This is a genomic window from Neorhizobium sp. JUb45 (genome assembly GCF_004343585.1).
Taxonomy (GTDB): Bacteria; Pseudomonadota; Alphaproteobacteria; order Rhizobiales; family Rhizobiaceae; genus Neorhizobium.
This window is the reverse complement of sequence record NZ_SLYW01000003.1, coordinates 656,818-683,326: the sequence shown is the minus strand read 5'-3', so window position 1 is coordinate 683,326 and position 26,509 is coordinate 656,818. Positions and strand designations below refer to the sequence as shown.

Sequence of the window (26,509 nt, the reverse complement as noted above, 5' to 3'; positions counted from 1 at the left end):
GGCCAAGTTCAAGGGGTGGGATTACTTGGCGCCGGGCTTGTAGATCTGGTCGAAGATACCGCCATCACCGAAATGTTCCGGCTGCGCCTTCTTCCAGCCGCCGAACAGCGGATCGTCGATGGTGACGAGCTTGATATCCGGCAGCTGCTTCAGGAGTTCAGGCTTCACGACCTCGCGCTTCGACGGGCGATAGAAGTGTTTGGCCGCGATGTTCTGGCCTTCGTCCGAGTAGAGATACTGCAGGTAGGCTTCCGCCACCTTGCGGGTGCCCTTGGCATCAACGACGCTGTCGACGACGGAGACCGGCGGCTCGGCGAGGATGGAGATCGGCGGCACGACGATATCGAACGCGTCCTTGCCGAATTCCTCACCGGCGAGGTAGGCCTCGTTTTCCCAGGCAAGCAGAACGTCGCCGATCTGGCGCTGTGCGAAGGTGACCGTCGAGCCGCGAGCACCGGTGTCGAGTACAGGCGCACGCTTGTAGAGATCGGCGATGTAAGCCTTGATCTTGTCCTGGTCGCCCTTGAACTCTTCATTGGCCCAGGCCCAGGCAGCAAGATAGTTCCAGCGGGCGCCGCCAGAGGTTTTCGGGTTCGGCGTGACGATCTGCACGTCACCCTTTACGAGATCGCCCCAGTTCTTGATGCCCTTCGGATTGCCCTTGCGGACAAGGAAGACGATCGTCGATGTGTAGGGCGAAGCATTGTTGGGAAGGCGGGTGCGCCAGTCTTCCTTGATCTTGCCGGTCTTCTGGATGGCGTTGATATCGCTTTCGAGCGCCAGCGTCACGACATCGGCATCGAGACCATCGATGACGGAGCGCGCCTGCGCACCGGAGCCGCCATGCGACTGGCGGATGGTGACATCATCACCGCCCTCTGCCTTCCAGTGCTTGATGAAGGCGGCGTTGAAATCCTTGTAGAGCTCGCGGGTCGGATCATAGGACACGTTGAGGAGCTGGGAGGCCGCGAAGGCCGGTGCCACGCTTCCGGCAGCGAGCGTCACGCCGAGGGCGACAGCCAGCAGTCGCTTTCCAATTCCATCGGTAAAATTCAGCATGAGGTCTCTCCTGTGTTCTGGTGGCTAAACACTAGCGGTCAGGTCGAGTTAGTCAATTCGCGGCAAAAAGAAGGCAAAACTGTTTCCCTTGAGCGGGTTCAGGCGACAAAGAATGCGTGGCGAGAGGGCTAATGCACAGAATGGTCGCATTGGGAAAAGGCCATGGGACGGAAAGGGAGTTCGGACAGAAACTGCTTTTTCCCTCGAATTCCATGGTTGTTCGGCACCGCTCTTCGGCCTAATCGATCATGCCTCCAGTCCAACCAAACCACTCTGCGGCTAAGTGCGGATATCTTGATCAAATATCTTTAAAGATATAAATGGAAGAGACATGCCTTATCGGGTGATATTTCACGATGACTTTGTGCCTGAGTGGAAACAGCTGGTGATGGAACTGAAAAAGATTACCGGCGAAGTTTTGGACCATCTTGAAGACAGCGGGCCATTTCTCGGCCGCCCGGAGGTGGACACGTTCAATGGCTCCAGGCATGCTAACATGAAGGAAATCCGCGTCCGGTTCGGGCGGGAAATCTGGCGTTTCGCCTTTGCCTTCGATCCTGATCAATCTGCGATCATTTTATGCGGCGGCGACAAGCAGGGCATGAACGAGGACCTTTTCTACAAAAAGCTGATCGCCAAAGCCGATATGAGGTTCGATTCATGGCTGGGAAGAAGATGACGGGTACCGACTGGAAAGATTTGCGCGCAGAATTGCCGCAGGATGTGAGAGCGGAACTCGATGCAAAACGCGAAGCTCGTCGTATGGGCAACGCGCTTGCAGAACTGCGAAAAGCGACCGGCCTTACGCAGCAGGAACTGGCCCAAAAGGCCGCGATGACCCAAAATACCATCTCGAAAATCGAGCACGCCGATGACGTGCTGGTGTCATCGATCGTGCGCTACGTGCATTCGATGGGTGGGAGCGTCGAACTCGTCCTGAAAACCCCTGATGGAAATACGCAGAGGGTGGATTTCGATCCAAGGGTTTACATCAGACGATCCGACAAGCCCTGACACGGCTTCCGTGCTTCACGCCGTCAGCAGTTCCCGCACCGGCGCCTTGGCGACTGCTGCCCCTTCGACCGCATCGGCGATCGTGGTGTTGAACAGAACATCGCGGGTGGCATCGGCGACACGGGCAAAGACGTGGCGGATTTCGCACAAGTGCTCACCGTCGCAATCCTCGCATTTGCGGTAGGCTGTCTGCGACAGGCAGGGCAGCGGCGCGATCGGGCCGTCGACCAGACGCAGGACCTCGCCGAAGGTGATGTCGTTTGCCGCCTTCAGCAGCAGATAACCGCCCTGCTTGCCACGCCGGCTTTCGACCATGCCAGAACGCTTGAGGTCGAGCAAAATCTGCTCGAGGAATTTCTTCGGGATGCTCTGCTGCAGGGCAATCTCGGAGATCATCATCGGCTCTTCAGGGCGAGCCTGCGCGAGTGCGGCCAGCGCTCTCAGCGCATATTTCGCTTTCTGCGATATCATAACGCGACCATCATATCCTCACGCCCCGCCAAAAGCGGCGAAACGCGGAAGATCTCAGTTTCGAGAATTCGCGGAGGTGATCTTAAGAGGCTCCGGCGCCGCCAAAACACGTTTGACGTGCGACACCTTCTGCCTAGCCCAAATGATAAACGATTACAAACGAATGCCGCGCCGCAGCGAGTAAATATTACTGACGTTGATTAACGTGGAGACGCCTTTCGTGAAGGCTTCTGCCGATCGACCCGCCACAGGGGTCACGAACGTCGCTGGCGAGACAGCATTCCATCCCCCATGCGACACGCGCACAAACCGGCGTGAAACACGACAAATCCCCGGATTTTCGGGCATATGAGCCAGTTTTCTCCGCGTTCATGCGTTTGGAGAGATATTTGCTCAACCTTCGCTCAGGTTGAAACCCGTTTTTCTGGTCAATCGGCTCTTCGACAAGGATAATCCGATCACTGAAAACGGAATGTAGTCATGTCAGTTCATGCCGCCTCCGCGGAGATTGCCTCTCTCGATAGCCAATTTGCAGATCTCGACCTTGCCGGCCGTCTTTCGCTCGCGGCAACGCTCGGTCGTGCCGTGTTCACCACGTCTCTCGGCATCGAGGACCAGGTGATCACCGCTGCCATCGGCACCCATCGCCTGCCCATCAATGTCTCGACGCTGGAAACCGGTCGCCTGTTCAAGGAAACCGTCGACCTGATCGCCGAGACGGAGGAGCGCTACGATATAGCAATCGAGCGTTTCTATCCCGAGCAGGACGATATCGACGCCTATGCCGAAAAGTTTGGGTTGAACGGCTTCTACGACAGCGTCGAAGCCCGTCATGCCTGCTGTCATGTCAGGAAGCTGATCCCGCTGGCCAAGGCACTGTCCGGCGCCGAAGTCTGGATCACCGGCCTGCGCCGCGGCCAGTCCGGCAACCGCGCGACGACACCGTTCGTGGAGTTCGATGCCGAGCGCGGTCTGCTCAAGGTCAATCCGCTGGCCGACTGGGACATCGAGACGATCAAGGCGCATGTCTCGGCAGAGGCGATCCCCGTCAATCCGCTGCATGCCCGCGGTTATCCCTCGATCGGCTGCGAGCCCTGTACCCGCGCCATCAAGCCCGGCGAACCAGAACGCGCCGGGCGATGGTGGTGGGAAAACGACGAAAAGCGCGAATGCGGTCTGCATGTACCTGATGTTCAGGCAACCGAAAACGACGCTCAGCCTGTTTCCCAGGCCAGTTTCACGGCAAATTCCGTCCGCTGACGGTCACGCCAAACTCTTGTGTTTGTACGAATACCCCGGAGACCGAAATGCCCCTGTCCGTACAGGAAACGGAAATCAAGAACCCGCCCGTTTCCAGACCACCGCTCGATCCGCATCTGAAGGCCCTCGAAAACGAAGCCATCCATATCTTTCGCGAGGTCGCGGCCGAGTTCGATAACCCGGTCATGCTCTATTCGATCGGCAAGGATTCATCCGTCCTGCTGCATCTGGCGCGAAAGGCATTCTTTCCCGGCCGCGTGCCTTTTCCGCTTCTGCATGTCGACACGACGTGGAAGTTCAAGGAGATGATCGAGTTCCGCGATCGCATCGCCGAAGAATACGATCTCGACCTCGTCGTGCACACCAACACGCGCGGCAAGGAAGAAGGCATTACGCCATTCACCCATGGATCGGCCTTCTATACCGACGTGATGAAGACGGAAGCCTTGAAGCAGGCACTGGATGCCGGCGGTTACGATGCCGCTTTCGGCGGTGCCCGCCGCGACGAGGAAGCGAGCCGCGCCAAGGAGCGCATCTATTCCTTCCGCACGCCCGACCACAAATGGGACCCGCGCAACCAGCGCCCGGAACTGTGGAATGTCTATAACGGCATGATCCGCAAGGGTGAAAGCGTGCGCGCCTTCCCGCTGTCGAACTGGACCGAAGTGGATATCTGGCGCTACATACAGGCGGAAGACATCCCTCTCGTGCCGCTCTATTACGCCGCAGAGCGCCCTTACGTGGAGCGCGACGGCATGATGATTTTGGCCGAAGACCCGCGACTGGAATTGTTGCCCGGCGAAGAGGTGAAACACGGTTCGATCCGCTTCCGCACGCTCGGCTGCTTCCCGCTGACCGGCGCCATCCGCTCGACCGCATCCAATCTCGATGAGGTTATCGCCGAACTGGAAATCGCCACCGTTTCCGAACGTCAGGGCCGCGCCATCGATCGCGACCAGTCGGGCTCCATGGAAAAGAAGAAGCGCGAAGGATATTTTTGACATGAGCGCATCTGCAGCAACCACATCCGCGACCATACTGCCATTTGCGGAATCTGCCGCCCGCGTCCACCGTGACACACGGCCGTTACGCCTGATCACCTGCGGCTCCGTCGATGACGGCAAGTCGACGCTGATCGGCCGCCTGCTCTGGGATACCAAGGCGGTGAAGGAAGACCAGGCGGCAAGCCTTGCCCGCGACAGCGGCGCCCAGAACGATCTGGGCCTGCCCGATTTCGCGCTTCTGCTCGACGGCCTGCAGGCCGAGCGCGAACAGGGCATCACCATCGATGTTGCCTATCGCTATTTTTCGACCGACCGGCGGTCGTTCATCGTTGCCGATACGCCCGGCCATGAACAATATACCCGCAACATGGCGACCGGCGCCTCGACCGCCGATCTGGCCGTGCTTCTGGCCGATGCCCGCGTCGGCCTGCTGGAACAGACCCGCCGCCACGCCACGATCGCCTCGCTGATGGGCATCCGCCAGTTCATTCTGGCGGTCAACAAGTTCGACCTCGTCAACTACGACCGCGAGATCTTCGACCGTATCAGCCACGAGTTCCGGGAGTTTGCACTGTCGCTCGGCGTACGCCAGATCACCGCCATTCCGATGTCGGCGCTGAAGGGCGAAAACGTCGTGGCGCCCGCTTCCGATGCCATGCCGTGGTATGAAGGCCCGACGCTGATCGAGGCGCTGGAACTGGCAACGGCGCGCTCCACCCAGGCCGGCGGTTTCCGCATGCCGGTGCAGCGCGTGGTGCGCCCCGGCGAAAGTTTTCGCGGCTATCAGGGCACGGTTGCCGGTGGCGCGATCAAGCCGGGTGACTCGGTTGTGATCCTGCCTTCCGGCACGGTTGCCAATGTCAGCCAGATCGTCACCTTCGATCTGGTGCGCAATGCCGCCGTTGCCGGCGATGCCATCACACTCGTGCTGGATAGGCAGGTGGACGTGGCGCGTGGCGACCTGATCGTGTCGATCGATGCCCAGCCGCTGACCGGCACCGCCTTCGATGCGCAGCTTGTGGCGCTTCAGCAGGGCGGCATCGAGCCCGGCAAGCGCTACTGGCTAAAAAGTGGTTCGCGCCGCCAGCGTGTTTCGATCGAGCCGTTATCACAGCTCGACCTTGCCTCCGGTCAGTGGCGTCCGCATGCGTCGACGCTGGCCATGAACGCCATCGGCAAGGTGCGCCTCGCCTTCGAGGAAACCGCGGTTTTCGACGCTTACGAGCAGAACCGCGCCACTGGTGCCTTCATCCTGATCGACCCGGACACGCTGAACACGGTGGCCGGCGGCATGATTACCGGCAAGCGCGCCAATCTTGGCGGGTTGAAACGTGAGGGTGACCGGGTGGTTCTGTCACTACCAGCGGATCTCGCCGAACAGCTGATGGCCAGCGACCTGTTTGCCAACCGCCGCGATGAGGCCGAGATCAAGCGTCTGACGGCAGCGGAAGCGGCAACGTTGTGGCGCAATGCCGGCAGCGATATCTGAGCCCGGCTCCTCCTCCAGAACCGACAAGGGCCGCAAACGCGGCCCTTTCCTTTTTCATCAATGGAATACAGGCGCCTTGCCTGCTTCCTCATCCTTGCTGCGGCTGGCGAAATAATTGGCCAGAAGCGCGCCGGAAATATTGTGCCAGACGCTGAAGATGGCGCTCGGCACCGCGGCCAGTGGCGAGAAATAGGCTGTAGCGAGTGCTGCACCCAGACCGCTGTTCTGCATGCCGACCTCGATCGCGAGTGCCTTCTGTTTGTAAAAGCTCAGTCCAAAAGCCTTGGCGGCGAAGAAGCCCAGCAGGTAACCCAATCCGTTGTGCAGAACGACGACGACAAAGATCAGCAGGCCGGACTGGGCAATGGCGCCTTTGCTGGCGCCCACCACGGCGGCGACGATCAGAACGATGCCGACGACACTGACCAACGGTAGGACCGGCAGCGCCGCGCGAACGGCGCCGGGCACCAGTTTCTGCGCCAGGAAACCCAGCGCCAGCGGCACCAGAATGACCTCGACGATCGAGATGAACATCGCCCAGCCATCAACCGGCAGATACTGGCTGGCGAACATCCAGACCAGAAATGGTGTGACGATGGGTGCGGCAAGCGTGGTGACCGAGGTGCAGGCAACCGACAGCGCCACGTCGCCCTTGGCAAGATAGGTCATGACATTGCTGGAGGTGCCGCCGGGGCAACAGCCGACAAGGATGACACCGGCTGCGACTTCGGGCGGCATCGGAATGAGGATGGTCAACAGCAGCGCCAGCGCCGGCATGATGGCGAAATGGGCGACAACGCCGATCGCCACCTCGAACGGGCGGCGGGCCAGTTCCTTGAAATCATCGACGGAGATGGTCAGGCCCATGCCGAACATGATGATGCCCAGCAGAATGACGATATAGGGCGCCACCAGCTTGAAGAGGTCGGGCAGAAAAAAGCCGAGCACGGCAAAAATGATAACCCAGACGGCAAATGTTCTGCCGACGAAGCTGGAAAAAGATGTCAACGCTTTCAAAAGGAGGCCTCCATACGGGAAAGGAGGCGCAATAGACCCACCACGATACGGGTCAAGGTCGATTGCAGGCAAAACCGTACGGTTCGGTACGGACACACGCTGGATGTGGTGTTTGCTGATATTGGATCAGAGGATTGCTTTAAAGGCGGTGGCGGGTCGTCCCCCTCACCTTCAGCTCGAACCCCAGATCGATCGACTGTTTGGCGCTCTTCTCGCCATTGATCTGGCGGATCAGAAGATCGGCGGCGCGGTAGCCCATGTCGTATCGCGGGATGCGCACCGTCGTCAGTGGCGGTTCGGCAACGGCTGCGAAATTCACATCGTTATAGCCGCAGATGCCAAAATCCTCCGGCACGTTTATGCCGCGCCGCTTGCATTCGAAATATGCCCCGAGAGCAAGGTCATCGTTGAGGCAGAAGACGGCATCGACATCCGGATGGCGCTCGATCATCTCACCCAGCATGCGACATCCTAACGGGACCGATGTCGATTCCGGCAACATCATCACCAGGTTTTGGTCGAAGAGACCTTCCGCCTCCAGCATGACGCGATAACCTTCCAGCCGTCGTTGCACACGCAGATCAACGCCCGCGCCAAGAATGGCGATGCGGCGATAACCGCAATCGAGCAGGTGGCGCACGGCAACCTTGGCGGCTGTGCAGTGATCGGATCCAACGACGGTGCCGAGTGCCGTCAGGTTGATGTCGATCATATGGACGACGGGACATTTGGCGCTCAGGATGAGATTGGCAATAACCTGCTGGTTCTGCCCGCCGGCAACCAGAATGCCCGCCGGATGCTGCGACATGAACATTTCCAGCTGGCGTTTTTCCTTTTCCGGATCCCGCCAGGCATTGGCATATTGTATTCGCAGGTCGGTATCCTGCAGCCGCGCCTCGATGCCATGGATTATGTTCATCACCGCAAGACTACTGACTTCCGGGATCAGCGCGCAGACGATGCCGTTGTGGCGGCTGGCCAATGCTCTTGCGGCAAAATCAGGTACATAGCCGGTTTCTGCGACGACCCGGAAAATCCGCTCGCGCAATTCTTCCGAAACCCGATCCGGCTCGCGCAGTGCCCGCGAAACGGTGATCGCGCTGACGCCAGCCTTGGTGGCGACATCAAGCAGCGTGGTGCGTTCGCCCCTTATACGCTTCTGGCGCATGCCTGCCCCCTATTCCTTCAAGCCTTGGGCATTCCTCACGGATTGCCCGCAACTCGATGCCGAAGATACCCTCAATCTTTCAGCAATCCGAGCTTACCTCACACTGGAGGCTGGCTTCGTTATTGGTCATGCAGGTGGCTTTATGCAGTTCGATAGGATGGAGTGTAATCCATGATCGGAACAAGTGACAGATTTTTTGTCATTTGACGCATTTCGATCACAATGGACCCGCAGGATGCAGCTGGCGTCCAGCCGTGTTTTAACCAAAAAAGAGGTGGGCCATGGCAATCATCAGCATTCAATCCAAGCTGATTGAAGCGATCGATTACGACGAGGACGAAAAAAACCTCACGGTTTTTCTCTATAATGGCGAACGCAGGGCCTATTCCGGGGTCTCGAAGGGCCAGGTGGTCGGCCTCACGGTCGCGGCCTCACCCGGCAATTATTACATGACCGAGATCCGCGGAAAATATCCGTCTCTGTAGTCATCAGGTCAGAAGCGTATACCCGCCGACGATGATCACCGCCCACATGTAAAGGGAGATCTGTAGCGACAGAAGATAGCCCGACACGTGTCCTTGCATGGTGAATTCCTCCCTATTGTCTCCAACCGGCTCCCGACCGGCCTATTTCCTTAACGAATTCATAGCCTGAAAGTTGCCCTTCAAACGCCGCAAATGCGATTCCTCCTGAAAAATGCCTCGTTTCGAGACACATTCACCCGCACTGCAAACACATACTTAACATAATTTAAGACCTGCGGTTGGCGTTTTCCGACCTGATCGTTCAAAATTGTTTCATTGGCATGCGGCGGTGCAGCAACCGGAGAATTTTCAAAAGCGCCGGCAAAAATCCATTTTCCGCAGCAATGACGTTGCGGGCATTGCAACATTTTTCGCGGATGCGAACATGCTTTGGCCGGATTTACGTTTATTAGAGATCTCTGACCTAAAATGAACACCGGGCATCAATGATGTCAAAGTTCAAGGCGTGTATCGATCCCGGACATTTTTAAAGGGTGAGTGAGATGGCTTCATCAGGGGGTCGGCGTACGCGCGTGGCATCCGCGCTGACGGAAACCCGCAAGGCCTTTTACGGCATTGCCGCACTGAGTGCGGTGACCAATATCCTGATGCTGACCGGTCCGCTGTTCATGATGCAGGTCTATGACCGGGTTCTGACCAGCCGCAGCGTGCCGACACTCGTCGCACTGACCCTGCTTGCGCTCGGCATCTATGCCTTTCTCGGCGTTCTGGAAATGATGCGCTCGAAAATCCTTTTGCAGATCGGCCGGCGTATCGACGAACAGCTGAGCGATCCCACTTTCAACACGGTGCTGTCGCTGCCGCTCAACATGGCGCGAGGCGATGCGGTTTCGCAGCCGCTGCGTGATCTCGACCAGATCCGCGGCTTCATGAGCGGTTCCGGCCCGATCGCCATCTGCGACCTGCCGTGGATGCCGCTCTACATCATCATCCTCTATATCTTCCATCCCTATTTCGGTTATGCGGCGCTGGCCGGCGCCGCCTTCCTGATGGCGCTGACATTCTCCAGCGAATTCCTGTTGCGCGACCCGACGCGAAAACTGTCGCAGCTGGTTTCGGCCCGCTGGGAACTGGTTGAGGCGGGGAAACGCAATGCCGAACCGCTGCATGCGATGGGCATGCGCAGCGCCTATGCCGCCCGCTTCGACGAGGTGAACCGCCGCTACGTCGAGGGCCAGACGGCAACCAGCGACCTGACCGCCAGCTTTTCGGCCGTCTCGAAGATCTTTCGCATGGCGCTGCAATCGGCCATTCTGGCGCTCGGCGCCTGGCTGGTGATCCAGCAACTGGCCTCCCCCGGCGCCATCATCGCCTCGTCCATCCTGACCTCGAAGGCGCTGTCGCCGATCGAGATGGTGATCGGCCAGTGGCGCAGTTTCATCAATGCTCGCCAGTCGCGCCGCCGGCTGGAGGAAACGCTGGAGCGTTATGGCAATGACCGCAGCCCGATGCCGCTGCCGGCGCCAAAACGCTCGCTGTCGGTTGCCGGCCTCGCCATCATTCCGCCCGGCAGCGCCAAGCCGATCATCCATGATGTTTCGCTGAGCCTGTTTGCCGGCCAGGGACTGGGCATCATCGGTCCCAGCGGATCGGGAAAATCGACGCTTTCGCGTGCGCTGGTCGGCATCTGGCCGGCAGCGCGCGGCAGCATCCGCCTCGATGGCGCAGCACTGAACCAATGGGACCCGGAAGCACTTGGCCCCTCGATCGGCTATCTGCCGCAGGGCGTCGACCTGTTCGACGGCACGATTGCCGAAAACATCAGCCGCTTTTCGCCCGAAGCCAGCCCGGAGCTGATCATCGAGGCGGCAAAGCTTGCCGGCGTGCATGATCTGGTGCTCTCCATGGCAGACGGTTACGACACCGCCATCGGCAATCACGGTGCCATTCTCTCCAGCGGCCAGCGCCAGCGCATCGGCCTTGCCCGCGCGCTTTACGGCAAACCTTTCCTGATCGTGCTGGACGAACCGAATGCCAATCTGGATTCCGAAGGCGAAGTGGCGCTGACCCGCGCGATAACCGCCGTGCGTGCGGCCGGCTCGATCATCATCGTGGTTGCCCACCGGCCCAACGCGCTTCAGGCGCTGGACCATGTGCTGGTGATGAATGGCGGCGCGATGGTGGCGTTTGGTCCGCGCGATGAAGTGTTGCGCAAGACGACGCGACAGGCGGAAGAAGGCCAGCGACCGAAACCGGCCACGGGCTTGGCCGAGAACGAGACGACCGAGGCACCGGACGCCAGCAAGCCCGGCAAGAGGATCGCCATATGATATTCGACCTGAAATCTCTTTGGCCCGGATTTCGCCAGCGGCTGCAGTTTCTCGAGCGGTTCAAGCTGGAGGAAGGTCCCAAAACGCCGGCATCACAAGCCATTCGCCGTTATCTTCTGGCCTCGGCGGTCACTGTCGGTGCCCTCGTGGTCGGTGCCGGCGGTTGGGCCGCGACGGCCAACCTTTCAAGCGCGGTCATCGGCACCGGCACGATCGTGGTGGAAGGATCGGCCAAACGTATCCAGCACCGCGAAGGCGGCATCATCGGCCAGATCCGCGTGACAGACGGCAGCCGCGTGAAAGCCGGTGAATTGCTGATCCGGCTGGACGACACCATTACCCGCGCCAACCTTTCGGTCGTCACCAAGCAGATCGACCAGCTGGGCGCGCGGCGCATGCGCCTGATTGCCGAGCGTGACGAGCAGAAGGATTTGAAGGTGCCCGACGATCTGGCCGGACGCCTGTCGGAGCCTGCCGTTTCCGAATACATCTCCGCCGAGACGGCGCTGTTCAGGGCGCGGCGCGAGACGATGGAGGGCCAGAAGGGACGGCTTCGCCAGCAGATCGGCCAGATCGAGCAGGAGCGCACCGGGCTGGAAGTGCGGCGTGACGCCAAGAACGAGGAACTCTCCTGGGTGGTCGAGGAGTTGCGACGCATTTCCAACCTCAGCGAACAAGGGCTGGTGCAGTTTACCCGGCTTTCCGAACTGCAACGCACCAAGGCGCAGCTGGATGGCGAACGCGGCCAGCTGATTGCCGAGATTGCCCGCGCAGCCACCCGCATTTCCGAAACCGAACTGCAGATCCTGCAACTGGATCAGGACCGCCTTGCCGAAGTGCTGACCGAGATGCGCGACATCGACAACAAGCTGGCGGAACTGGCTGAACAGCGCATTGCCGCCGAAGACCAGCTGAAGCGCATCGACATCATCGCGCCACAGGCCGGCATCGTGCATGAACTGGCTGTGCACACGATCGGCGGGGTGATTTCACCCGGCGAAACGGTGATGCAGATCGTGCCGACCGACGACAAGCTGGTGATCGACACAAAGATCCGGCCGGCCGATATCGATCAGGTCCGCGCCGGCCAGAAAGCGGGCCTGCGGTTTTCCGCCTTCAGCCAGCGCACCACGCCGGAGATCGACGGCATTGTCGAAACGGTGTCGGCCGACCTCAACCACAACCAGCAGACCGGTGAAAGCTGGTATTCGGCGCGCATCACCATTCCTCAGGATGAGCGCAACAAGCTGGGCGACCTGACGCTGGTGGCCGGCATGCCGGTGGAAACCTTTGTGCAATCGGGCGAACGATCGGCGCTTTCCTATCTGGTCAAACCGCTGACCGACCAGGTGGCACGGGCCATGCGCGAGAACTGAGGCGTTTGCCGCAGCAAAAGCGTGACATAAAAGTGCGATTGCTAAAGTTTTTTCGCAGATGCGGGAAAGCCTCTCGCGAAACATGACGGAAATCTGCTAGGCCGCTTGCGAAATATTGCATTTCCAGGGTGGCGGGACGGCTGCCCGGTTTTTCAACAAGGGCCACCAGAACCATGAACACCCGTCTTGCCGCGCTGGCTGTCGTCGCAGTCGCGCTTTCCGCATGCACCACCGCTTCTCCCCTGAAGTCGGACCCGATTTCGGCACGCTGGGTCGGCCAGTCGGCCGGCAAATTTTTTGCCGCCTATGGCCCGCAATACAGCGACGTCGCAAGCGGTTCCTCCACCGTCTACAACTGGCGTGGCGGCTACAAGCGCATCAAGATGGAAAATGGCAAGAGCGCCAGCGTCAGCTGCGCGGCGACGCTGACGGTTTCTTCGGATTACAACATCCGAGACATCCGTATCGTTGCCGATCGCCCCGGCTCCAAGGGTTCCAGCTATTGCGAAGAACTGCTGGTTCCGGCCGCCGGCTGATCCGGTTTCGGCTCGAGATTTTGGACAGGCGGCTTCGGCCGCCTGTTTGCGTTTTGGGGGTTGGATGTCTCGGGGACGAGAGAAGACGCGAGAATGCCAGGGCTGCGGTCGCCCCATTGCGGTCATCACGCATGCTCACCTGCGCCCGTCGGAATTGCGCCGATAGTCAGCCATCTATATTTGGTTGCCGCGGCCCAAGCCTGCGCCTGCGAGAATCCTCTGTTGATGCCGAATGCAATCATTTGGCCCGCACCTACAACTGCAGCAGAGACTTAACGATATAAAGATATCGTTATATGATGTTGACCGGCGACTTAACTTGCAATATGGTCACCATGCCTAAGGTTCCCCGGTCGTTGCCTGCAACGTGCCTGGGCTAAGAGGTAAGTCGGTGCTCCGTGTCATGCGGAAAAGCCGACGCTGCCCCCGCAACTGTAAGCGGCGAGCTGAAGTCCAATATGTCACTGGTTTACCCCGGGAAGACGGACGGAAGTGATGAACCGTGAGCCAGGAGACCTGCCTTTGGCGAAATAACGTCCACGGGCGGGGTGTCCCAGTGTGCCGTAGCAAAGGCTGCATCGTCGCGGCCGATCTTGCTATGCGTCCGCAGACCCATGCCCCCAACTTTATAGGGGCACAACATGTCTCAGACCTGCAGTTTCACGATCACAAGCCTACCCTTCGACGAGGATTATCGTCCTTCGGCACATACGCGCATCACCACCAATTTTGCCAATCTGGCCAGAGGCGAAAAGCGGCAGGAAAACCTGCGCAATGTCTTGGCGATGATCGATAGCCGCTTCAATGCCCTCGCACACTGGGATAATCCCAAATCTGACCGTTATTCGGTCGAGTTGGAGATCATTTCGGTCGAAATGAACCTGGATGTTGATGGCGAGAAATTTCCTCTCATCGAGATACTGAAGACGACGATCGTAGATCACAAAACCGGGGAACGTATCGAAGGCATTGTGGGGAATAACTTCTCCTCCTACGTGCGCGACTACGACTTCAGCGTGGTGCTGCCGGAGTATAACAGGAGCCTGCCTGCCTTCAGTATTCCGGCCGACTTCGGCGACCTGCATGGGAAGCTGTTCAAGTCCTTTCTGCAGTCAGATGCCTACCGGTCGCAGTTTCGCAAGCCGCCGGTCATTTGCATCAGCGCCTCGACCAGCAAGACCTATCACCGGACCGAAAATCATCACCCCGTCATGGGCGTCGAGTACCGGCAGCATGAATTCTCGTCCACCGACCAGTATTTCGGGAAAATGGGATTGCAGGTTCGCCACTTCATGCCTGCGGGCAGCGTCGCGCCGCTGGCTTTCTATTTTGTTGGCGACTTGCTGGGCGATTATTCCAATATCGAACTGATCGGCATCATCAGCACGATGGAAACGTTTCAGAGGATTTATCGCCCTGAAATCTACAATGCGAATGCAGCGGCCGGGACATTTTACCAGCCCAATCTGAAACACCAGGACTATTCGCTGACCCGGATCGCCTACGACCGCGACGAACGAAGTCGCTTGGCGGTGGATCAGGCCAAGTTCACCGAAGAACACTTCATCAAGCCATACCGCGCTGCCCTTGAGCAACTGTTTGCTCACTGCGCCGCCTGATCAACACTTAGAAGAGGTCCCCATTGTGAAGAAACTTCTCCCCACATCGACCGCCGGCAGCCTGCCGAAACCCTCTTGGCTTGCGCAGCCCGAAAAACTGTGGTCGCCCTGGAAACTGGCGGATGAGGAATTGCTGGAGGGCAAAAGAGACGCCTTGCGCCTTTCGCTGGACGATCAGCAACAGGCCGGCATCGACATCGTCAGTGATGGCGAGCAAACACGCCAACATTTCGTCACGACGTTCATCGAGCACCTCGAAGGGGTCGATTTTGCAAAACGCGAAACCGTCAGAATTCGCGATCGCTACGATGCGAGTGTCCCGACAGTTGTCGGCACTGTCTCTCGCCAGAAGCCGGTTTTCGTCGAAGACGCCAGGTTTTTGCGTCAGCAGACCAAACAGCCGATCAAGTGGGCTTTGCCGGGTCCGATGACGATGATCGATACACTCTTTGACGGGCACTATAAGAGCCGAGAAAAGCTCGCTTGGGAATTTGCCGGGATACTCAACGAGGAAGCAAGGGAACTGGAGGCGGCCGGCGTCGATATCATCCAGTTCGACGAACCTGCTTTCAACGTTTTCTTTGACGAGGTGAATGACTGGGGTGTCGCCACTCTGGAAAGGGCAATCGAAGGGCTGAAGTGCGAGACCGCCGTCCATATCTGCTACGGTTACGGCATTAAGGCCAATACGGATTGGAAAAAGACGCTTGGGTCAGAATGGCGGCAGTATGAGGAAACTCTCCCCAAACTGCAGAAATCCAGCATCGGCATGATCTCCCTCGAATGCCACAATTCTCATGTTCCGATGGATCTTCTGGAGCTTGTACGAGGGAAAAAAGTGATGGTCGGAGCCATCGATGTGGCAAGCGATACCATCGAAACCCCGGAGGAGGTCGCTGCAACGCTGCGCAAGGCGCTCAAGTTTGTCGACGCAGAAAACCTTTGCCCCTGCACCAATTGCGGCATGGCCCCTCTGTCCCGTCGTGTGGCAAGAGGCAAGCTGAATGCCTTGAGTGCAGGAGCTGAGATCGTCCGGAGAGAGCTCGCTGGCTAGTTTTCCGATTGTCTGAACCAGCGGATGGCGGCTGCCCGTCGCCACCGCACCCACCGTGATACACGCTGGATGACCTAAGAATGACTCTGCGGTCATAGCGCGGATCATCCTGAAGACTTCGAAGGATGTCCGCCTTTGCCGCATTCCTGCCAATGATGTGCTGCCCAGAGACTGTAGCCTGCTCGAGCAGTGATCAATCCATGCACATCGTGGGTTTTCCGAGCCACGTTTCAATCACACCATGCCCGGTGCTCGCACGGCGTCATTGCCCTTTAAGAACCCACCTTTTCGAAGCCCTTCATAACCCCATGCCGACCGCGCGGGTGCGATGCACACCCTTCGGCGTGAAGGCAAATTTTTCTTCCACCCCCAGAAGATCGGCCGCCAGATGCAGGGTCGACAGCCACATTTCCGTGCCCTGAAGGCCGGGGTTCTGGCGGTCTGCAAACGCAAAGCCCCTGCCCGTCTGCCATCTCTCGGCGCCACGCAGAATGACGTTTTCGGCAATCGTTTCCGCCTGCGCGCGCGAAAAATCCGTCTGTTTCAGGCACAGCCACAAGGGATGGATGGTGTCGAGCAGATTGCAGGCATTGTAGCTCTCGCCGGAAAAACCGTCGTGATTGCGGTAGTTGGTAGTGACCGAATTGATGGCCGCTTCCGGCAGCGGCACCGGCACGCCGAACTGCGCATAAGCGCCACGGGTGAGGCGATAAAAGCCGTTGACCGGTTGCAGCAGGCCCTGCGCCTCTGTTGGTTTTCCCCAGAGGCCGGTGGCACGATCGACATGCGTTGCCAGCCAGCCGAACAGCACTTCCTTGCCCCTGCCGGTCTTAAAATACCGCGCATTGAAATAGAGCGCCGTTGCGATGGAATCGACACGATCACCACTCCACCAGGCACGCGTCGACCACGGCAGGGCTTCCAGCCAGTCGCAGAGCGCGGCCGGTTCCAGCTCGACATCCGAAATTGGCAGACGCGGGCGGGAACCCAGAATTTCCAGCGCATAACCGACCGAAAGCACATGGTAGAGCGAGGCGGAATCCTCGCGGATATTTTTCGTGCGGTCGGGCGGATTATAGGGATCGGGAATGAAACCGGTTTCGGGATCCTGCAGGGCCTGCAGCCTTGCCACCAGATCCTGCGCCTCTTCGCCCTGCGGCGCGTGGCCGAAACCGGCGGCGATTTCGATTGCGTCGCATTCGTGCCGGAGGGCGGCGTGCACCACGCCATCGGCACCGGCCGACATGTACCCCGCTGGTGTGCAGTAGTGGGCAAGCACGTCGCGCCATTCGCTGCCGGCAATGTCGCCGATCCGTTTCAACGCCGCCTCGACTTCCGAGCGCCGGGATTTGGTGGATAAAGCGCTTTCACCGCGGCGGCGCACCACCTTGGCCGGCACACCGGCGGCGATGCCGAGTTCGGGGATATCTTTTGTCACGACGGCACCGGCGGCGATGACCGCCCCTCGCCCGATCGTCACGCCATCGAGAATGACGGCATTGGCACCGATCCAGACATCATCGCCAATGGTGATGCCGAGTGTGACATGCGGCTGGTCGTTGATCGGCGTATCGGGATCATCAAAACCATGGTTGAAGCCGACGATGGAGACCAGCGAGGCAATGCGCACGCCATCACCGCAGCGGATTTTTCCCGACAGGCAGGCATAGGCGTTGACCGAGCAGTTCTTGCCAAACTCGACATCGCCCCGCACCAGAGCATGGCCTGCGATCCATGAGTGTTCCCCGACCACCAGCCGGGAGGTGAATATGCGTGCATCACCGGCGATATAGGCCGTGTCCGCGATCCGCGCACCGGCACTTTTCGCCAAATCGGCTCTTCGTTTTTTCTGGCCGTCGCTGTCCATATCACCGGGCTGCCGCTCCCAGGTCATGAATTGCAGCCGGTCTTCTCTCGCCGTGTCGATATCGCGTTTGACGTCGCAATCCATCATTCTTGTTCTCCTCCCGCCGCTTATTGTCATCATACGAATTGACATTTTTGCGGCCATTCCTGTCCGGACAACCGGCTTCTCCACCATATTTCCGATGCTTAACCGGTGAACATGGCAAACATCAATCCGTGCGAAGATTGATGTTTGCATTAACTTATCATACAAGTATCGCGATGAAACGGATCGGGCGAGCAAAAACATCGCCGCAAGTCTTTGACAAGGAATTGGGCGTGGTGGTGCAAACCAAGGATCGAAGCAAGACAGCCGGGTCTCTGGTGTTTCAGGTGGGCGAGAGCCTCCGGTTGGCGATTTCCAGCGGCCAGTATGCCCCCGGAGACAAGCTGCCAAGCGAAGCGGAGCTGACCGAAGCCCACAAGGTGAGCCGCACGGTGATCCGCGAGGCGGTGGCGGCGATGAAATCCGACGGGCTGGTGGACGTGCGCCAGGGTGCGGGCATTTTTGTGCTGGAACCGGCGTCCGCTCTGGCAAATAACCGAAGGATCGACAAGGCGCGGGTTTCCTCCGATCTGGAAGTGCTGGAAGTGCGCGCTCCGCTGGAAATCGAGGCGGCAGCCCTTGCCGCCGCGCGCCGTTCTCCGGCTCAGGAAGAGGCGATTTTCGAATGTCACCGGCAGGTGCTGCGCTGTATCGAGCGCAATGAATCGATCCGCGAGGCCGATCTGGCCCTGCATTTCGCGATCGCCGACGCCACCAACAATCCACTGTTCCGCCAGCATCTGGAGTTTCACGGCGGCGCCGTCATTCCGCAATCGCGCCCGGTGCCGGACCCAGAACCCGCCGAACAGACTGCCTATCGCCGCCTGATCCATCAGGAGCATGAGGCGATCGTCATGGCGATTTCAGATCGCGACGAGGAAGCCGCCCGCAACGCCATGCGCGACCATCTGCGCGGCAGCCAGATCCGGTATCGCGATCTGCTACGGAATTCGCGGGCAGGTTCGAACTGATTTCGGCAGCGAGCATTGCCGCTGCCGTCAGCTCGATCAATCCCGACCCCAGACCTCGATCTGCGTCAATGCCGGATAGGGCGAGGGATCATCCGCCTTGATGAGACTGTGCAGCCGCACCCATTCCACCGTCTGCTCCTTGATCGGAAAGGCTTGCGCCGCGCCGGTCTTGATCAGCGAAAATGTATGGGTCTCGCCAGTGGAGAGCGTAACGCTCGCCTTTTCCCACCAGGCGTCGTGCGGGAAATCGGCGCGCAGATAAAGCACGATTTCATCGATCCTGACCGGGCGGCCGAACTCGATCGTCAGCGCTGCTTCCCGGTCCTTGTTGATGCCCCAGCTCGTATAGGGCCAGTGGCCATGATCGTCATTGGCCTTTTCGCCATCAATCGCGTTGCGGGCAAAGAACTGCGATTCACCGCGGGTTTCGACATTGGCATGCGCGTGCGGAAACAGTGTCGTGTTGGCGTGGTCATCCCATGGATTGAGCGCCAGATTGCGGCGTTGAGCGCTCTCTTCCGGGCGAGCTTTTCGCACATGCAGGCGATGACGCTCGCCGGTGAAGGACCGAGGCGAGTAGGGCGCGCGCTTGATCTCGAAGGGAACGGCCAGCGCATAGTTTTCAGCCGCCAGATAAACGAGCGTCGGAGGCATCGCATCATCCAGCGACAGCACGATATGGCCGGGTTCGGAGGCTTCGACCACGACCTGATCGCCCGCCTGATATTCATCCATGAAAACCAGAAAAACTTCATCGCCATTCGACGCTTGCGCCTTCACGGCACCGGCGCCATCGATCACTTTCAGTGTCAGTTCCATCCCGTCCTCCTCAGACGATCCGCAATGTCAGGCGCGTGTCCGCGAACGGGACGCGCAGCCGGTAAAGTTTTGCAGGCCATGAGATTTTCAGCCTTGCGTCATTGATCTCGATCGTTTCGACCTGAATGTCGCGGCCACCTTCGACCTCGATGAGACCAAGGTCGCCGACATGGATGATGCCGCCTTCAACCACCGGCTTTTCCCGCAGCATCAGCGACAGGGTGGCCGGCAGGTCGCCCTCGTGGATATCGGTGGTCTCGACGCCATGGCCGCGGTTGAGCGTGACCGTTCGGCGATAGCTGCGCAGCTTGGCCTCGGGCGGATAGGCCGGCGCGATATCGAGCGATATCTCGGCCTTCTCCGGCGAAAATTTTGCCTGCATGTCGCGCGCGGCAAAGGCGGCGCCATCGGACTGCATCACCTCGCCAAATGTCGGCAGGTTGTGAAAAGCCGATTGCATGGTCCAGATCTGGTAACGATCCGCGGAAAAGGTCTTCGCCGTATAGGTCTCGACGCCGACATCGATCAGGAAAGGCTGGCCGTTTTTGTAGAGCGTGACGCTGCCGACATCGTTGTGATTGTGGCTTTCGCCATTATTGCCACCCTTCACCGCCAGCGCGAAATTTTCGTCGCGGGCGATGTGAAGGCCGATGCCGGGATAGGAGGCATCTGTCGGCAGGAAAGCGCCTTCCGGTTGGGCGACAGGCGTCAACAGTTCCTGCACGCGGTACCAGAGGTTCCATTCCTCCGGCAGATGCGGCCTCTCGCTTGTGGCGCGATCGCGGGCGGCAAAATCGCTGAGTTTTTGCGAGCCGACCGCCTTGCCGAACAGATATTCACGGGCTGTGCAAGGATCGATGACGGCCGCGGAATCGGCGAAATTGAAATAGAAATGCCCGGCCACATGCATGTTGACGATGTATTCCGCCATGTTGCGGATTTTTGAGGCGGACCAGAGCGGCCCCATGACGCCGGGGGCAACGGTATCGAGAATGGACATGGCGCCGAACATGCAGAGCGCCGCATGCCGGTAATACACGACACCCTCCTCGCAGGCACCGTCATCCGCATAATCCTTGATGAAGGCATCGAGGCTGCCGAGCGCCTTTTCCGCCACATGGGCGCGTAAGCCCTGATCGGTCCTGAGGCTGAAGGTGGAGAGGAGGACATTCTGGGTGATCCAGGCCGTCCAGTTGTTCATGCGTTCATCGCCATTACCCATCCACCAGAAATGGGTGGTGAGATAGGGTTCGAGAATGCGCTTGCGCACCTCGCGCTCGATGCGGCTGACGATCACCGCGTCAAGGCGGCTGCCCATCATCGCGACAATGGTGGAGAGAAGTGCTGCGGTTTCGGCGGCGAACAGGTCGATGACCGGGCGGTCCACATCCGGCAGCGGATAACGGATGCCGCCGCGCTGGTAGGCATTATGGGCGGGAAGCTGCCAGCCGCTTTCCTCGCAGATCAGCCAGATGCCATCGATGATCGCGGATAAAAACCGGCCCTCGTTCTGCAGCAGTTCGCCGAGAACCAGATCGTTCAACATACGGCGGCGGGAAAAATACAGCGCTTCGAAATCGGCGCGATTGCCGTCTTGCGAAAACTGGCGGTAATCGCCGGCCGTGATCACCGGCCAGTTGCGACCAAGCGCCGCCTCGGCATCGGCCAGAACCAGCGCCCTGAGGTTTTCAGGGAAGCTGTTCCAGGTTTCACGGTCATCGATGGGGCGACCGGGAAGAAAGTCCGCCAAAACCGCCGGCAGCCGCGCTGCGACCTCGCCAAACATGTTTTCCTCCCTGTCGACATGAGCCACGATCACCGTGATTTGATCCGCCCTATCATATGTATTTTTGCAGTTCCAGCTAATTCATATGATGGGTTGATAAGTTGTTTGACCAATGTCGTGGATATGCTATGTCGAATGTGGGAGGAGGTACGGACAACAGAGCAATCTGGCTGACGTGCATCCGCGGATAAGCGCTTTGAAACGCATGTCTGTGGCGAATTCTTCGGAGGAGTTTCATGGCCCATTCTACCATTGCCGCCGGCGACACACCGGTTCCGGCGAGACGACGGAAAACCGTGTCCAAACGTCGCCGCAGGGTGCAGGACGCGCTGGTGGCCTATTCCTTCATTGCTCCCAATTTTCTGGGCTTTGCCGTTTTCACGCTCGGCCCGATCCTGTTCGCCTTCGTTTTGGCCTTCATGCACTGGGATGGCAGCAATGCCATGTCTTTCGCCGGGCTCGACAATTTCTGGCGGCTGTTCGAGGACAAGGCGTTCAAGGACGCCTTCTGGAACACGATCATCTATACGGTCGTCTCGGTGCCGGTGACGCTTGCCTGCGCGCTCGGCCTTGCCATTCTGCTCAACCACAAAATCCTAGGCCGCGACTTTTTCCGTACCGCGATGTTCTTTCCCTATGTCGCCTCGCTGGTGGCCGTAGCCGTTGTCTGGAACATGATCTTCAACCCCGAAATGGGGCCGGTGAACATGATCCTCTACACTCTTGGCCTCGACCCGAAAAACATGCCCGGCTGGGCCGCCGACCGCCATTGGGCGATGGTCACCGTCATCCTGTTCGGCGTGTGGAAAAGCATGGGTTATTTCATGGTCATCTACCTGGCCGGCCTGCAGGGCATCAATTCCGAGCTTTACGAGGCGGCCGATCTGGATGGCGCCAATGCCTGGCAGAAATTTCTGTACGTCACCGTGCCGCAGCTTGGGCCGACGACATTTTTCGTGACCGTGATGCTGACCATCCAGTCCTTCAAGGTGTTCGACCAGATCTACATGATCACCCAGGGCGGACCCGGCACCTCGACCCTCGTGCTCGTTTATCACATTTACAACGAGGCCTTCATTTCCTGGGATCTCGGTTATTCCAGCATGATCGCGCTCGTCCTGTTCTTCCTCGTGCTGGCCGTGACCGTCGTCCAGTTCCGCCGCCAGAAGGAGGACTGAGCCATGCGCATTGCCGGCCAAAAACTCACCGGAAAACTCGCCGCCATCTATGCGACGGTCATCCTCATCACCATCGTGATGCTGTTGCCTTTCGCCTGGATGCTGTCGGCCTCGCTGAAACTCAGCAGCGAAGTGTTCGTTTTCCCGATCGAATGGATACCATCCAACCCGCAGTGGTCGAACTACGTCGATATCTGGACGAAAATCCCGCTGGCGCTGTTCATCTACAACACGTCGAAGCTGACGATCATCGTGACGCTGATGCAGCTGTTCACATCGAGCTTTGCGGCCTATGCCTTCGCCAAGCTGCATTTCCCTTACAAGAACGCGCTGTTTCTCGGTTACATCGCCACCATCGCCATGCCTTGGCAGGTCTATATGGTGCCGCAGTTCCTGCTGATGCGCGAATTCGGCCTCAACAACACCCATCTGGCGCTGATCTGCCTTCAGGCCTTCACCGCTTTCGGCGTGTTCCTGATGCGGCAGTTTTACATGTCGATCCCGACCGAGCTGTGCGAAGCCGCCCGCATAGACGGCATGAACGAATACCAGATCTGGGCAAAGATCATGCTGCCGCTGTCGAAGCCTGCACTCTCGACGCTGACCATCTTCACCTTCGTCACCACCTGGAACGATTTTCTGGGACCGATGATCTACCTGACCAAGACCGAGCTGAAGACGATCCAGATCGGCCTGCGCATGTTCATCAGCCAATATTCCGCCGAATACGGGCTGATCATGGCCGCATCCGTGGTGGCGCTGATCCCGGTGCTGATCGTCTTCCTGTCGCTGCAACGCTTCTTTGTCGAAGGCGTCGCATCCTCCGGCATCAAGGGTTGATTTTATGAACGTGAACACATCCATCGCTCCGCAGCCGATTACCGACGAAGAGGTCAAAGCCGCTCTCGATATCGCTGTCGCGCAGATCCGCCGCAATCTGCCGGACTTCACCTACAGCGCCCAGAACCATTCGAGCGTGAAAAATTTTTACCCCGCTGTCGCCAACGACCAGTGGACCGCCGGCTTCTGGCCGGGCGAGATCTGGCTGGCCTTCGAGCATAGCGGTGACAAGGTGTTTCAATATGCGGCGCAAATCCAGGTGCAGAGTTTTCTGCACCGGATCGAGAACCGCATCGAAACCGACCATCACGACATGGGTTTTCTCTATTCGCCCTCCTGCATCGCCGCCTGGAAACTGGTGGGCGACGAGGATGGCCGTAAGGCGGCACTTCTCGCCGCTGACCAGCTGCTTGAACGCTACCAGCCGATCGGCCAGTTCATTCAGGCATGGGGTCGCAAGGGCGTCGCGGAAGAATACCGCTACATCATCGACTGCCTTTTGAACCTGCCGCTGCTCTACTGGGCAACGGAACAGACCGGCGACCCGAAATACCGCGATATCGCGCTGATCCATGCCCGCACGACGCTTGCCAATTCCGTGCGGCCGGACTCATCCACTTATCACACCTTCTACATGGACCCGGTGACCGGTGCGCCCGTGCGCGGCGCCACCAAGCAGGGTTTTAGCGACGACAGTTTCTGGGCGCGCGGTCAGGCCTGGGGTGTGGCCGGCATGGCGTTTTCCTATCGTTATGAACGGATAGACGAATATCGCGACACGTTCGACCGGCTGCTGGCCTTCTACCTGAACAAGCTGCCGGCCGATCTGGTGCCCTATTGGGACATGGTGTTTACCGATGGCGACAACGAACCGCGCGATACGTCTGCGGCCTCGATCGTTGCCTGCGGATTGCTGGAAATGGCCGATCTTGTCGGCGGCGAAGCAGCGGACCGTTACCGCGATCTGGCCCGCCGGATGATGAAAAGCCTTGCCGATCATTATGCGGTCAAGGATCCGGCCGTCTCCAACGGGCTCGTCCTGCACGGCACCTATTCCAAAAAATCGCCCTACAACACCTGCCGCGGCGAAGGCGTCGACGAGTGCGTGTCCTGGGGTGACTATTATTACATGGAGGCCCTGACGCGCCTGTCGCGTTCGTGGTCTTCCTACTGGTGAGAGATTGAACCGATGGCCAGCATTTCACTGAAGAAATTGAACAAGACCTACGGTGCCCTGACCGTTGTCCATGACATCGATCTGGAGATCGCCGACAAGGAATTCATCATTCTGGTCGGTCCGTCCGGCTGCGGAAAGTCGACGACATTGCGCATGATCGCGGGCCTGGAGGAAATCTCGGGCGGCGAGCTGATCATCGGCGGCGACGTCGTCAACGACGTGCCGTCCAAGGACCGCGACATCGCCATGGTGTTCCAGAACTATGCGCTTTACCCGCATATGACCGTCTACAAGAACATGGCGTTCGGCCTGCAACTGCGAAAGGCTTCGCGAGAGGTCATCGACCAGAAGGTGCAGGAAGCGGCAAAGATCCTGGACATCACGCATCTTCTCAACCGCAAGCCCAAGGCGCTTTCCGGCGGACAGCGGCAGCGCGTGGCGCTGGGTCGTGCCATGGTGCGCAATCCGGAAGTGTTTCTGCTCGACGAACCGCTTTCCAACCTCGATGCAAAGCTACGCGGCACGATGCGCGCCGAGATCACCAAGCTGCACAAGCGGCTGAACTCGACCTTCATCTACGTCACCCATGACCAGATCGAGGCCATGACCATGGCCGACCGCATCGTGGTGATGGCCGATGGTCATATCCAGCAGGTCGATACGCCGCAGAACCTCTATGACCGCCCGATCAACATGTTCGTGGCCGGTTTTATCGGCGCACCGCAGATGAACATGCTGCCTTCGAAGATCGAAAAGCGCGGCGAAGAATATGTGGCGATCTTTGACGGCCGCGTGCTGCCGATCCCGCAAAATTTCGACAAGGCCCGGATTGCGCCCTACGAGGGCCGCGAAGTCGTTATCGGCCTGCGCCCCGAAAACTTCCATGAACTGGCGCCTGCCGACATCAACCCCGCAAATCTTGCGCCCTTCGAGGCCGTGGTCGATCTGGCGGAACCGATGGGGTCCGAGATCCATCTCAATATCACCGCCGGGGAAAAGGCTATGACTGTGCGTGTCTCGCCGCGCTTCAAGGCGGGGATTGGCGAAACGGCAAAACTGATCGTCGATACGACCAATATGCAGCTGTTCGACAAGGAAACGGAACGGTCGATACTCTACTGAGGAAACACCACCTGGAGGTAGGCCATGCAGTGGCTGCGGGATATGTGGACGAAGGAAGGGCCGGGCATTCCCAAGAATGCGCCGCAAAAGACCGGCCTTGCTCTGTTTTCCCAGATCTTTGCACGTGAATGGTGGGAGATGGTCAAGCTGAACATCCTGTTCATTCTGGTCGCCCTGCTGATCATTCCGCTGCCTGCCGCCATCGCCGCCACGGTTTTTGTCTGCGTCGCTTTCGTCGAGGACCGCAACACCTATCTGCTGCGTGATTTCGTGGAGGCGCTGCGCCGCTATTTCTGGCGGGCGACGGCTTGGGGCCTGGCATTTGCCGCCGTCATCGGCCTCGCCATCTATGCCATCGTCACCTACGCGGCAGCGGCGCGGGAGAATGTTTTTCTCGCCTTCCCGCTGACGACCGCGCTCGCCGTCACTGTTTTTCTCGGCATCGTCGCCTGCCATCTCATCGTGCTGATGGTGATGCGCGACATGCCCGCAAAGACGTTGCTGAAGCTTGCCGTCATCGCTTCCGTGCTGCGGCCGCTGCCGGCGATCGCCGCCCTTGTTTTCGTCGCCGCGCTGTGGGTGGCGCATATCGCCTTTTACCCGGTGTCGGTGTTCATGCCGGCCACGCTCAATTTTTCACTCGGGCTTTTCGCCATTACCTTTGCCGCGCACCGCGCCGCCGTGATGGTGCTTGCCCTGCCGGCTGCCGTTCAGCCAGCCCTCGAAACGGAGGCGGCTGACGCAAGACATATCTGAACCAGAGACAATCCAGGGAAGGAGAAA

At 59.1% G+C, this 26,509-nt stretch carries 24 protein-coding genes and 1 riboswitch; of the genes, 17 read left to right on the top strand and 7 right to left on the bottom strand.

Annotated features, from left to right (window positions below):
• Nucleotides 1-21: 21 nt before the first annotated feature.
• Nucleotides 22-1,059, bottom strand: coding sequence for a sulfate ABC transporter substrate-binding protein (locus EDF70_RS15695; RefSeq protein WP_132275212.1), 1,038 nt, complete (start codon nt 1,057-1,059; stop codon nt 22-24).
• Nucleotides 1,060-1,390: 331 nt separating this feature from the next.
• On the opposite strand from EDF70_RS15695, the gene EDF70_RS15690 reads away from it, so the two are divergent.
• Both EDF70_RS15690 and EDF70_RS15685 read left to right on the top strand, forming a co-directional pair.
• Nucleotides 1,391-1,738: a type II toxin-antitoxin system RelE/ParE family toxin gene (locus EDF70_RS15690; RefSeq protein WP_132275209.1), complete on the top strand. Its 348-nt coding sequence runs from the start codon at nt 1,391-1,393 to the stop codon at nt 1,736-1,738.
• The gene (locus EDF70_RS15685; RefSeq protein ID WP_245519188.1) at nt 1,720-2,073 is read left to right on the top strand and encodes a helix-turn-helix transcriptional regulator; all 354 of its coding nucleotides are present in this window, start codon (nt 1,720-1,722) and stop codon (nt 2,071-2,073) included. Before EDF70_RS15690 ends, EDF70_RS15685 begins: the two co-directional genes overlap by 19 nt.
• A 15-nt stretch (nt 2,074-2,088) precedes the next feature.
• Here EDF70_RS15685 and EDF70_RS15680 read toward each other — a convergent pair whose 3' ends face one another.
• A complete protein-coding gene (locus EDF70_RS15680) occupies nt 2,089-2,544 on the bottom strand; it encodes an Rrf2 family transcriptional regulator (RefSeq protein WP_132275207.1) in 456 nt (151 codons plus the stop codon).
• 480 nt (nt 2,545-3,024) lie between these two features.
• Here EDF70_RS15680 and EDF70_RS15675 point away from each other — a divergent pair, with 480 nt between their 5' ends.
• The 3 genes from EDF70_RS15675 to cysN are packed head-to-tail and all read left to right on the top strand — an operon-like array spanning nt 3,025 to nt 6,297.
• Complete coding sequence (locus tag EDF70_RS15675; protein WP_132275204.1) at nt 3,025-3,804, top strand: phosphoadenylyl-sulfate reductase; 780 nt, start codon at nt 3,025-3,027, stop codon at nt 3,802-3,804.
• A gap of 47 nt (nt 3,805-3,851) precedes the next feature.
• Complete coding sequence (gene cysD, locus EDF70_RS15670; RefSeq protein WP_132275201.1) at nt 3,852-4,805, top strand: sulfate adenylyltransferase subunit CysD; 954 nt, start codon at nt 3,852-3,854, stop codon at nt 4,803-4,805.
• A gap of 1 nt (nt 4,806) precedes the next feature.
• On the top strand, nt 4,807-6,297 hold the full coding sequence (gene cysN / locus EDF70_RS15665; RefSeq protein WP_132275199.1) for a sulfate adenylyltransferase subunit CysN: 1,491 nt from the start codon (nt 4,807-4,809) through the stop codon (nt 6,295-6,297).
• Nucleotides 6,298-6,354: 57 nt separating this feature from the next.
• On the opposite strand, the gene EDF70_RS15660 is transcribed toward cysN, so the two are convergent.
• A complete protein-coding gene (locus EDF70_RS15660; protein WP_132275196.1) occupies nt 6,355-7,314 on the bottom strand; it encodes a bile acid:sodium symporter family protein in 960 nt (319 codons plus the stop codon).
• 139 nt (nt 7,315-7,453) lie between these two features.
• Nucleotides 7,454-8,482: a LacI family DNA-binding transcriptional regulator gene (locus tag EDF70_RS15655; RefSeq protein ID WP_132275193.1), complete on the bottom strand. Its 1,029-nt coding sequence runs from the start codon at nt 8,480-8,482 to the stop codon at nt 7,454-7,456.
• Between the two features lie 281 nt (nt 8,483-8,763).
• Between EDF70_RS15655 and EDF70_RS15650 the strand changes: the two genes are divergently transcribed.
• The 6 genes from EDF70_RS15650 (at nt 8,764) to EDF70_RS15625 (ending at nt 15,882) form a co-directional block, all read left to right on the top strand.
• Nucleotides 8,764-8,967 (top strand): KTSC domain-containing protein, encoded by a 204-nt coding sequence (locus tag EDF70_RS15650; RefSeq protein ID WP_132275190.1) that lies wholly within the window; start codon nt 8,764-8,766, stop codon nt 8,965-8,967.
• A 542-nt stretch (nt 8,968-9,509) separates the two neighbouring features.
• On the top strand, nt 9,510-11,297 hold the full coding sequence (locus EDF70_RS15645; RefSeq protein ID WP_207908262.1) for a type I secretion system permease/ATPase: 1,788 nt from the start codon (nt 9,510-9,512) through the stop codon (nt 11,295-11,297).
• Nucleotides 11,294-12,673 (top strand): HlyD family type I secretion periplasmic adaptor subunit, encoded by a 1,380-nt coding sequence (locus tag EDF70_RS15640; protein ID WP_132275172.1) that lies wholly within the window; start codon nt 11,294-11,296, stop codon nt 12,671-12,673. Before EDF70_RS15645 ends, EDF70_RS15640 begins: the two co-directional genes overlap by 4 nt.
• A gap of 173 nt (nt 12,674-12,846) precedes the next feature.
• The gene (locus EDF70_RS15635; protein ID WP_132275169.1) at nt 12,847-13,209 is read left to right on the top strand and encodes a hypothetical protein; all 363 of its coding nucleotides are present in this window, start codon (nt 12,847-12,849) and stop codon (nt 13,207-13,209) included.
• Nucleotides 13,210-13,534: 325 nt separating this feature from the next.
• Nucleotides 13,535-13,748: riboswitch (cobalamin riboswitch) on the top strand.
• 102 nt (nt 13,749-13,850) lie between these two features.
• Nucleotides 13,851-14,828: a DUF1852 domain-containing protein gene (locus EDF70_RS15630; RefSeq protein ID WP_132275166.1), complete on the top strand. Its 978-nt coding sequence runs from the start codon at nt 13,851-13,853 to the stop codon at nt 14,826-14,828.
• A gap of 25 nt (nt 14,829-14,853) precedes the next feature.
• Nucleotides 14,854-15,882 carry a methionine synthase gene (locus EDF70_RS15625; protein ID WP_132275893.1) on the top strand — a complete coding sequence of 343 codons (1,029 nt, stop codon included), beginning with the start codon at nt 14,854-14,856 and terminating at the stop codon, nt 15,880-15,882.
• A 298-nt stretch (nt 15,883-16,180) separates the two neighbouring features.
• Here EDF70_RS15625 and EDF70_RS15620 read toward each other — a convergent pair whose 3' ends face one another.
• Nucleotides 16,181-17,833 (bottom strand): acyltransferase, encoded by a 1,653-nt coding sequence (locus EDF70_RS15620; protein WP_132275891.1) that lies wholly within the window; start codon nt 17,831-17,833, stop codon nt 16,181-16,183.
• Between the two features lie 239 nt (nt 17,834-18,072).
• Between EDF70_RS15620 and EDF70_RS15615 the strand changes: the two genes are divergently transcribed.
• Nucleotides 18,073-18,804, top strand: coding sequence for a FadR/GntR family transcriptional regulator (locus tag EDF70_RS15615; protein ID WP_132275889.1), 732 nt, complete (start codon nt 18,073-18,075; stop codon nt 18,802-18,804).
• A 36-nt stretch (nt 18,805-18,840) separates the two neighbouring features.
• Here EDF70_RS15615 and EDF70_RS15610 read toward each other — a convergent pair whose 3' ends face one another.
• Nucleotides 18,841-19,623 (bottom strand): carbohydrate-binding protein, encoded by a 783-nt coding sequence (locus EDF70_RS15610; protein WP_132275163.1) that lies wholly within the window; start codon nt 19,621-19,623, stop codon nt 18,841-18,843.
• A 10-nt stretch (nt 19,624-19,633) separates the two neighbouring features.
• Nucleotides 19,634-21,409 (bottom strand): heparinase II/III family protein, encoded by a 1,776-nt coding sequence (locus EDF70_RS15605; RefSeq protein ID WP_132275161.1) that lies wholly within the window; start codon nt 21,407-21,409, stop codon nt 19,634-19,636.
• A gap of 236 nt (nt 21,410-21,645) precedes the next feature.
• Here EDF70_RS15605 and EDF70_RS15600 point away from each other — a divergent pair, with 236 nt between their 5' ends.
• From EDF70_RS15600 to EDF70_RS15580, 5 genes are read left to right on the top strand one after another with little or no spacing between them, the layout of a single operon-like run.
• A complete protein-coding gene (locus EDF70_RS15600) occupies nt 21,646-22,587 on the top strand; it encodes a sugar ABC transporter permease (protein WP_132275158.1) in 942 nt (313 codons plus the stop codon).
• Nucleotides 22,588-22,590: 3 nt separating this feature from the next.
• A complete protein-coding gene (locus EDF70_RS15595) occupies nt 22,591-23,427 on the top strand; it encodes a carbohydrate ABC transporter permease (RefSeq protein ID WP_132275156.1) in 837 nt (278 codons plus the stop codon).
• A gap of 4 nt (nt 23,428-23,431) precedes the next feature.
• Nucleotides 23,432-24,604, top strand: a complete 1,173-nt coding sequence (locus EDF70_RS15590) for a glycoside hydrolase family 88 protein (protein WP_132275153.1) — start codon at nt 23,432-23,434, stop codon at nt 24,602-24,604.
• Nucleotides 24,605-24,616: 12 nt separating this feature from the next.
• Nucleotides 24,617-25,726, top strand: coding sequence for an ABC transporter ATP-binding protein (locus tag EDF70_RS15585; protein WP_132275150.1), 1,110 nt, complete (start codon nt 24,617-24,619; stop codon nt 25,724-25,726).
• A 24-nt stretch (nt 25,727-25,750) separates the two neighbouring features.
• Complete coding sequence (locus tag EDF70_RS15580; RefSeq protein ID WP_132275147.1) at nt 25,751-26,482, top strand: DUF624 domain-containing protein; 732 nt, start codon at nt 25,751-25,753, stop codon at nt 26,480-26,482.
• Nucleotides 26,483-26,509 lie beyond the last annotated feature (27 nt).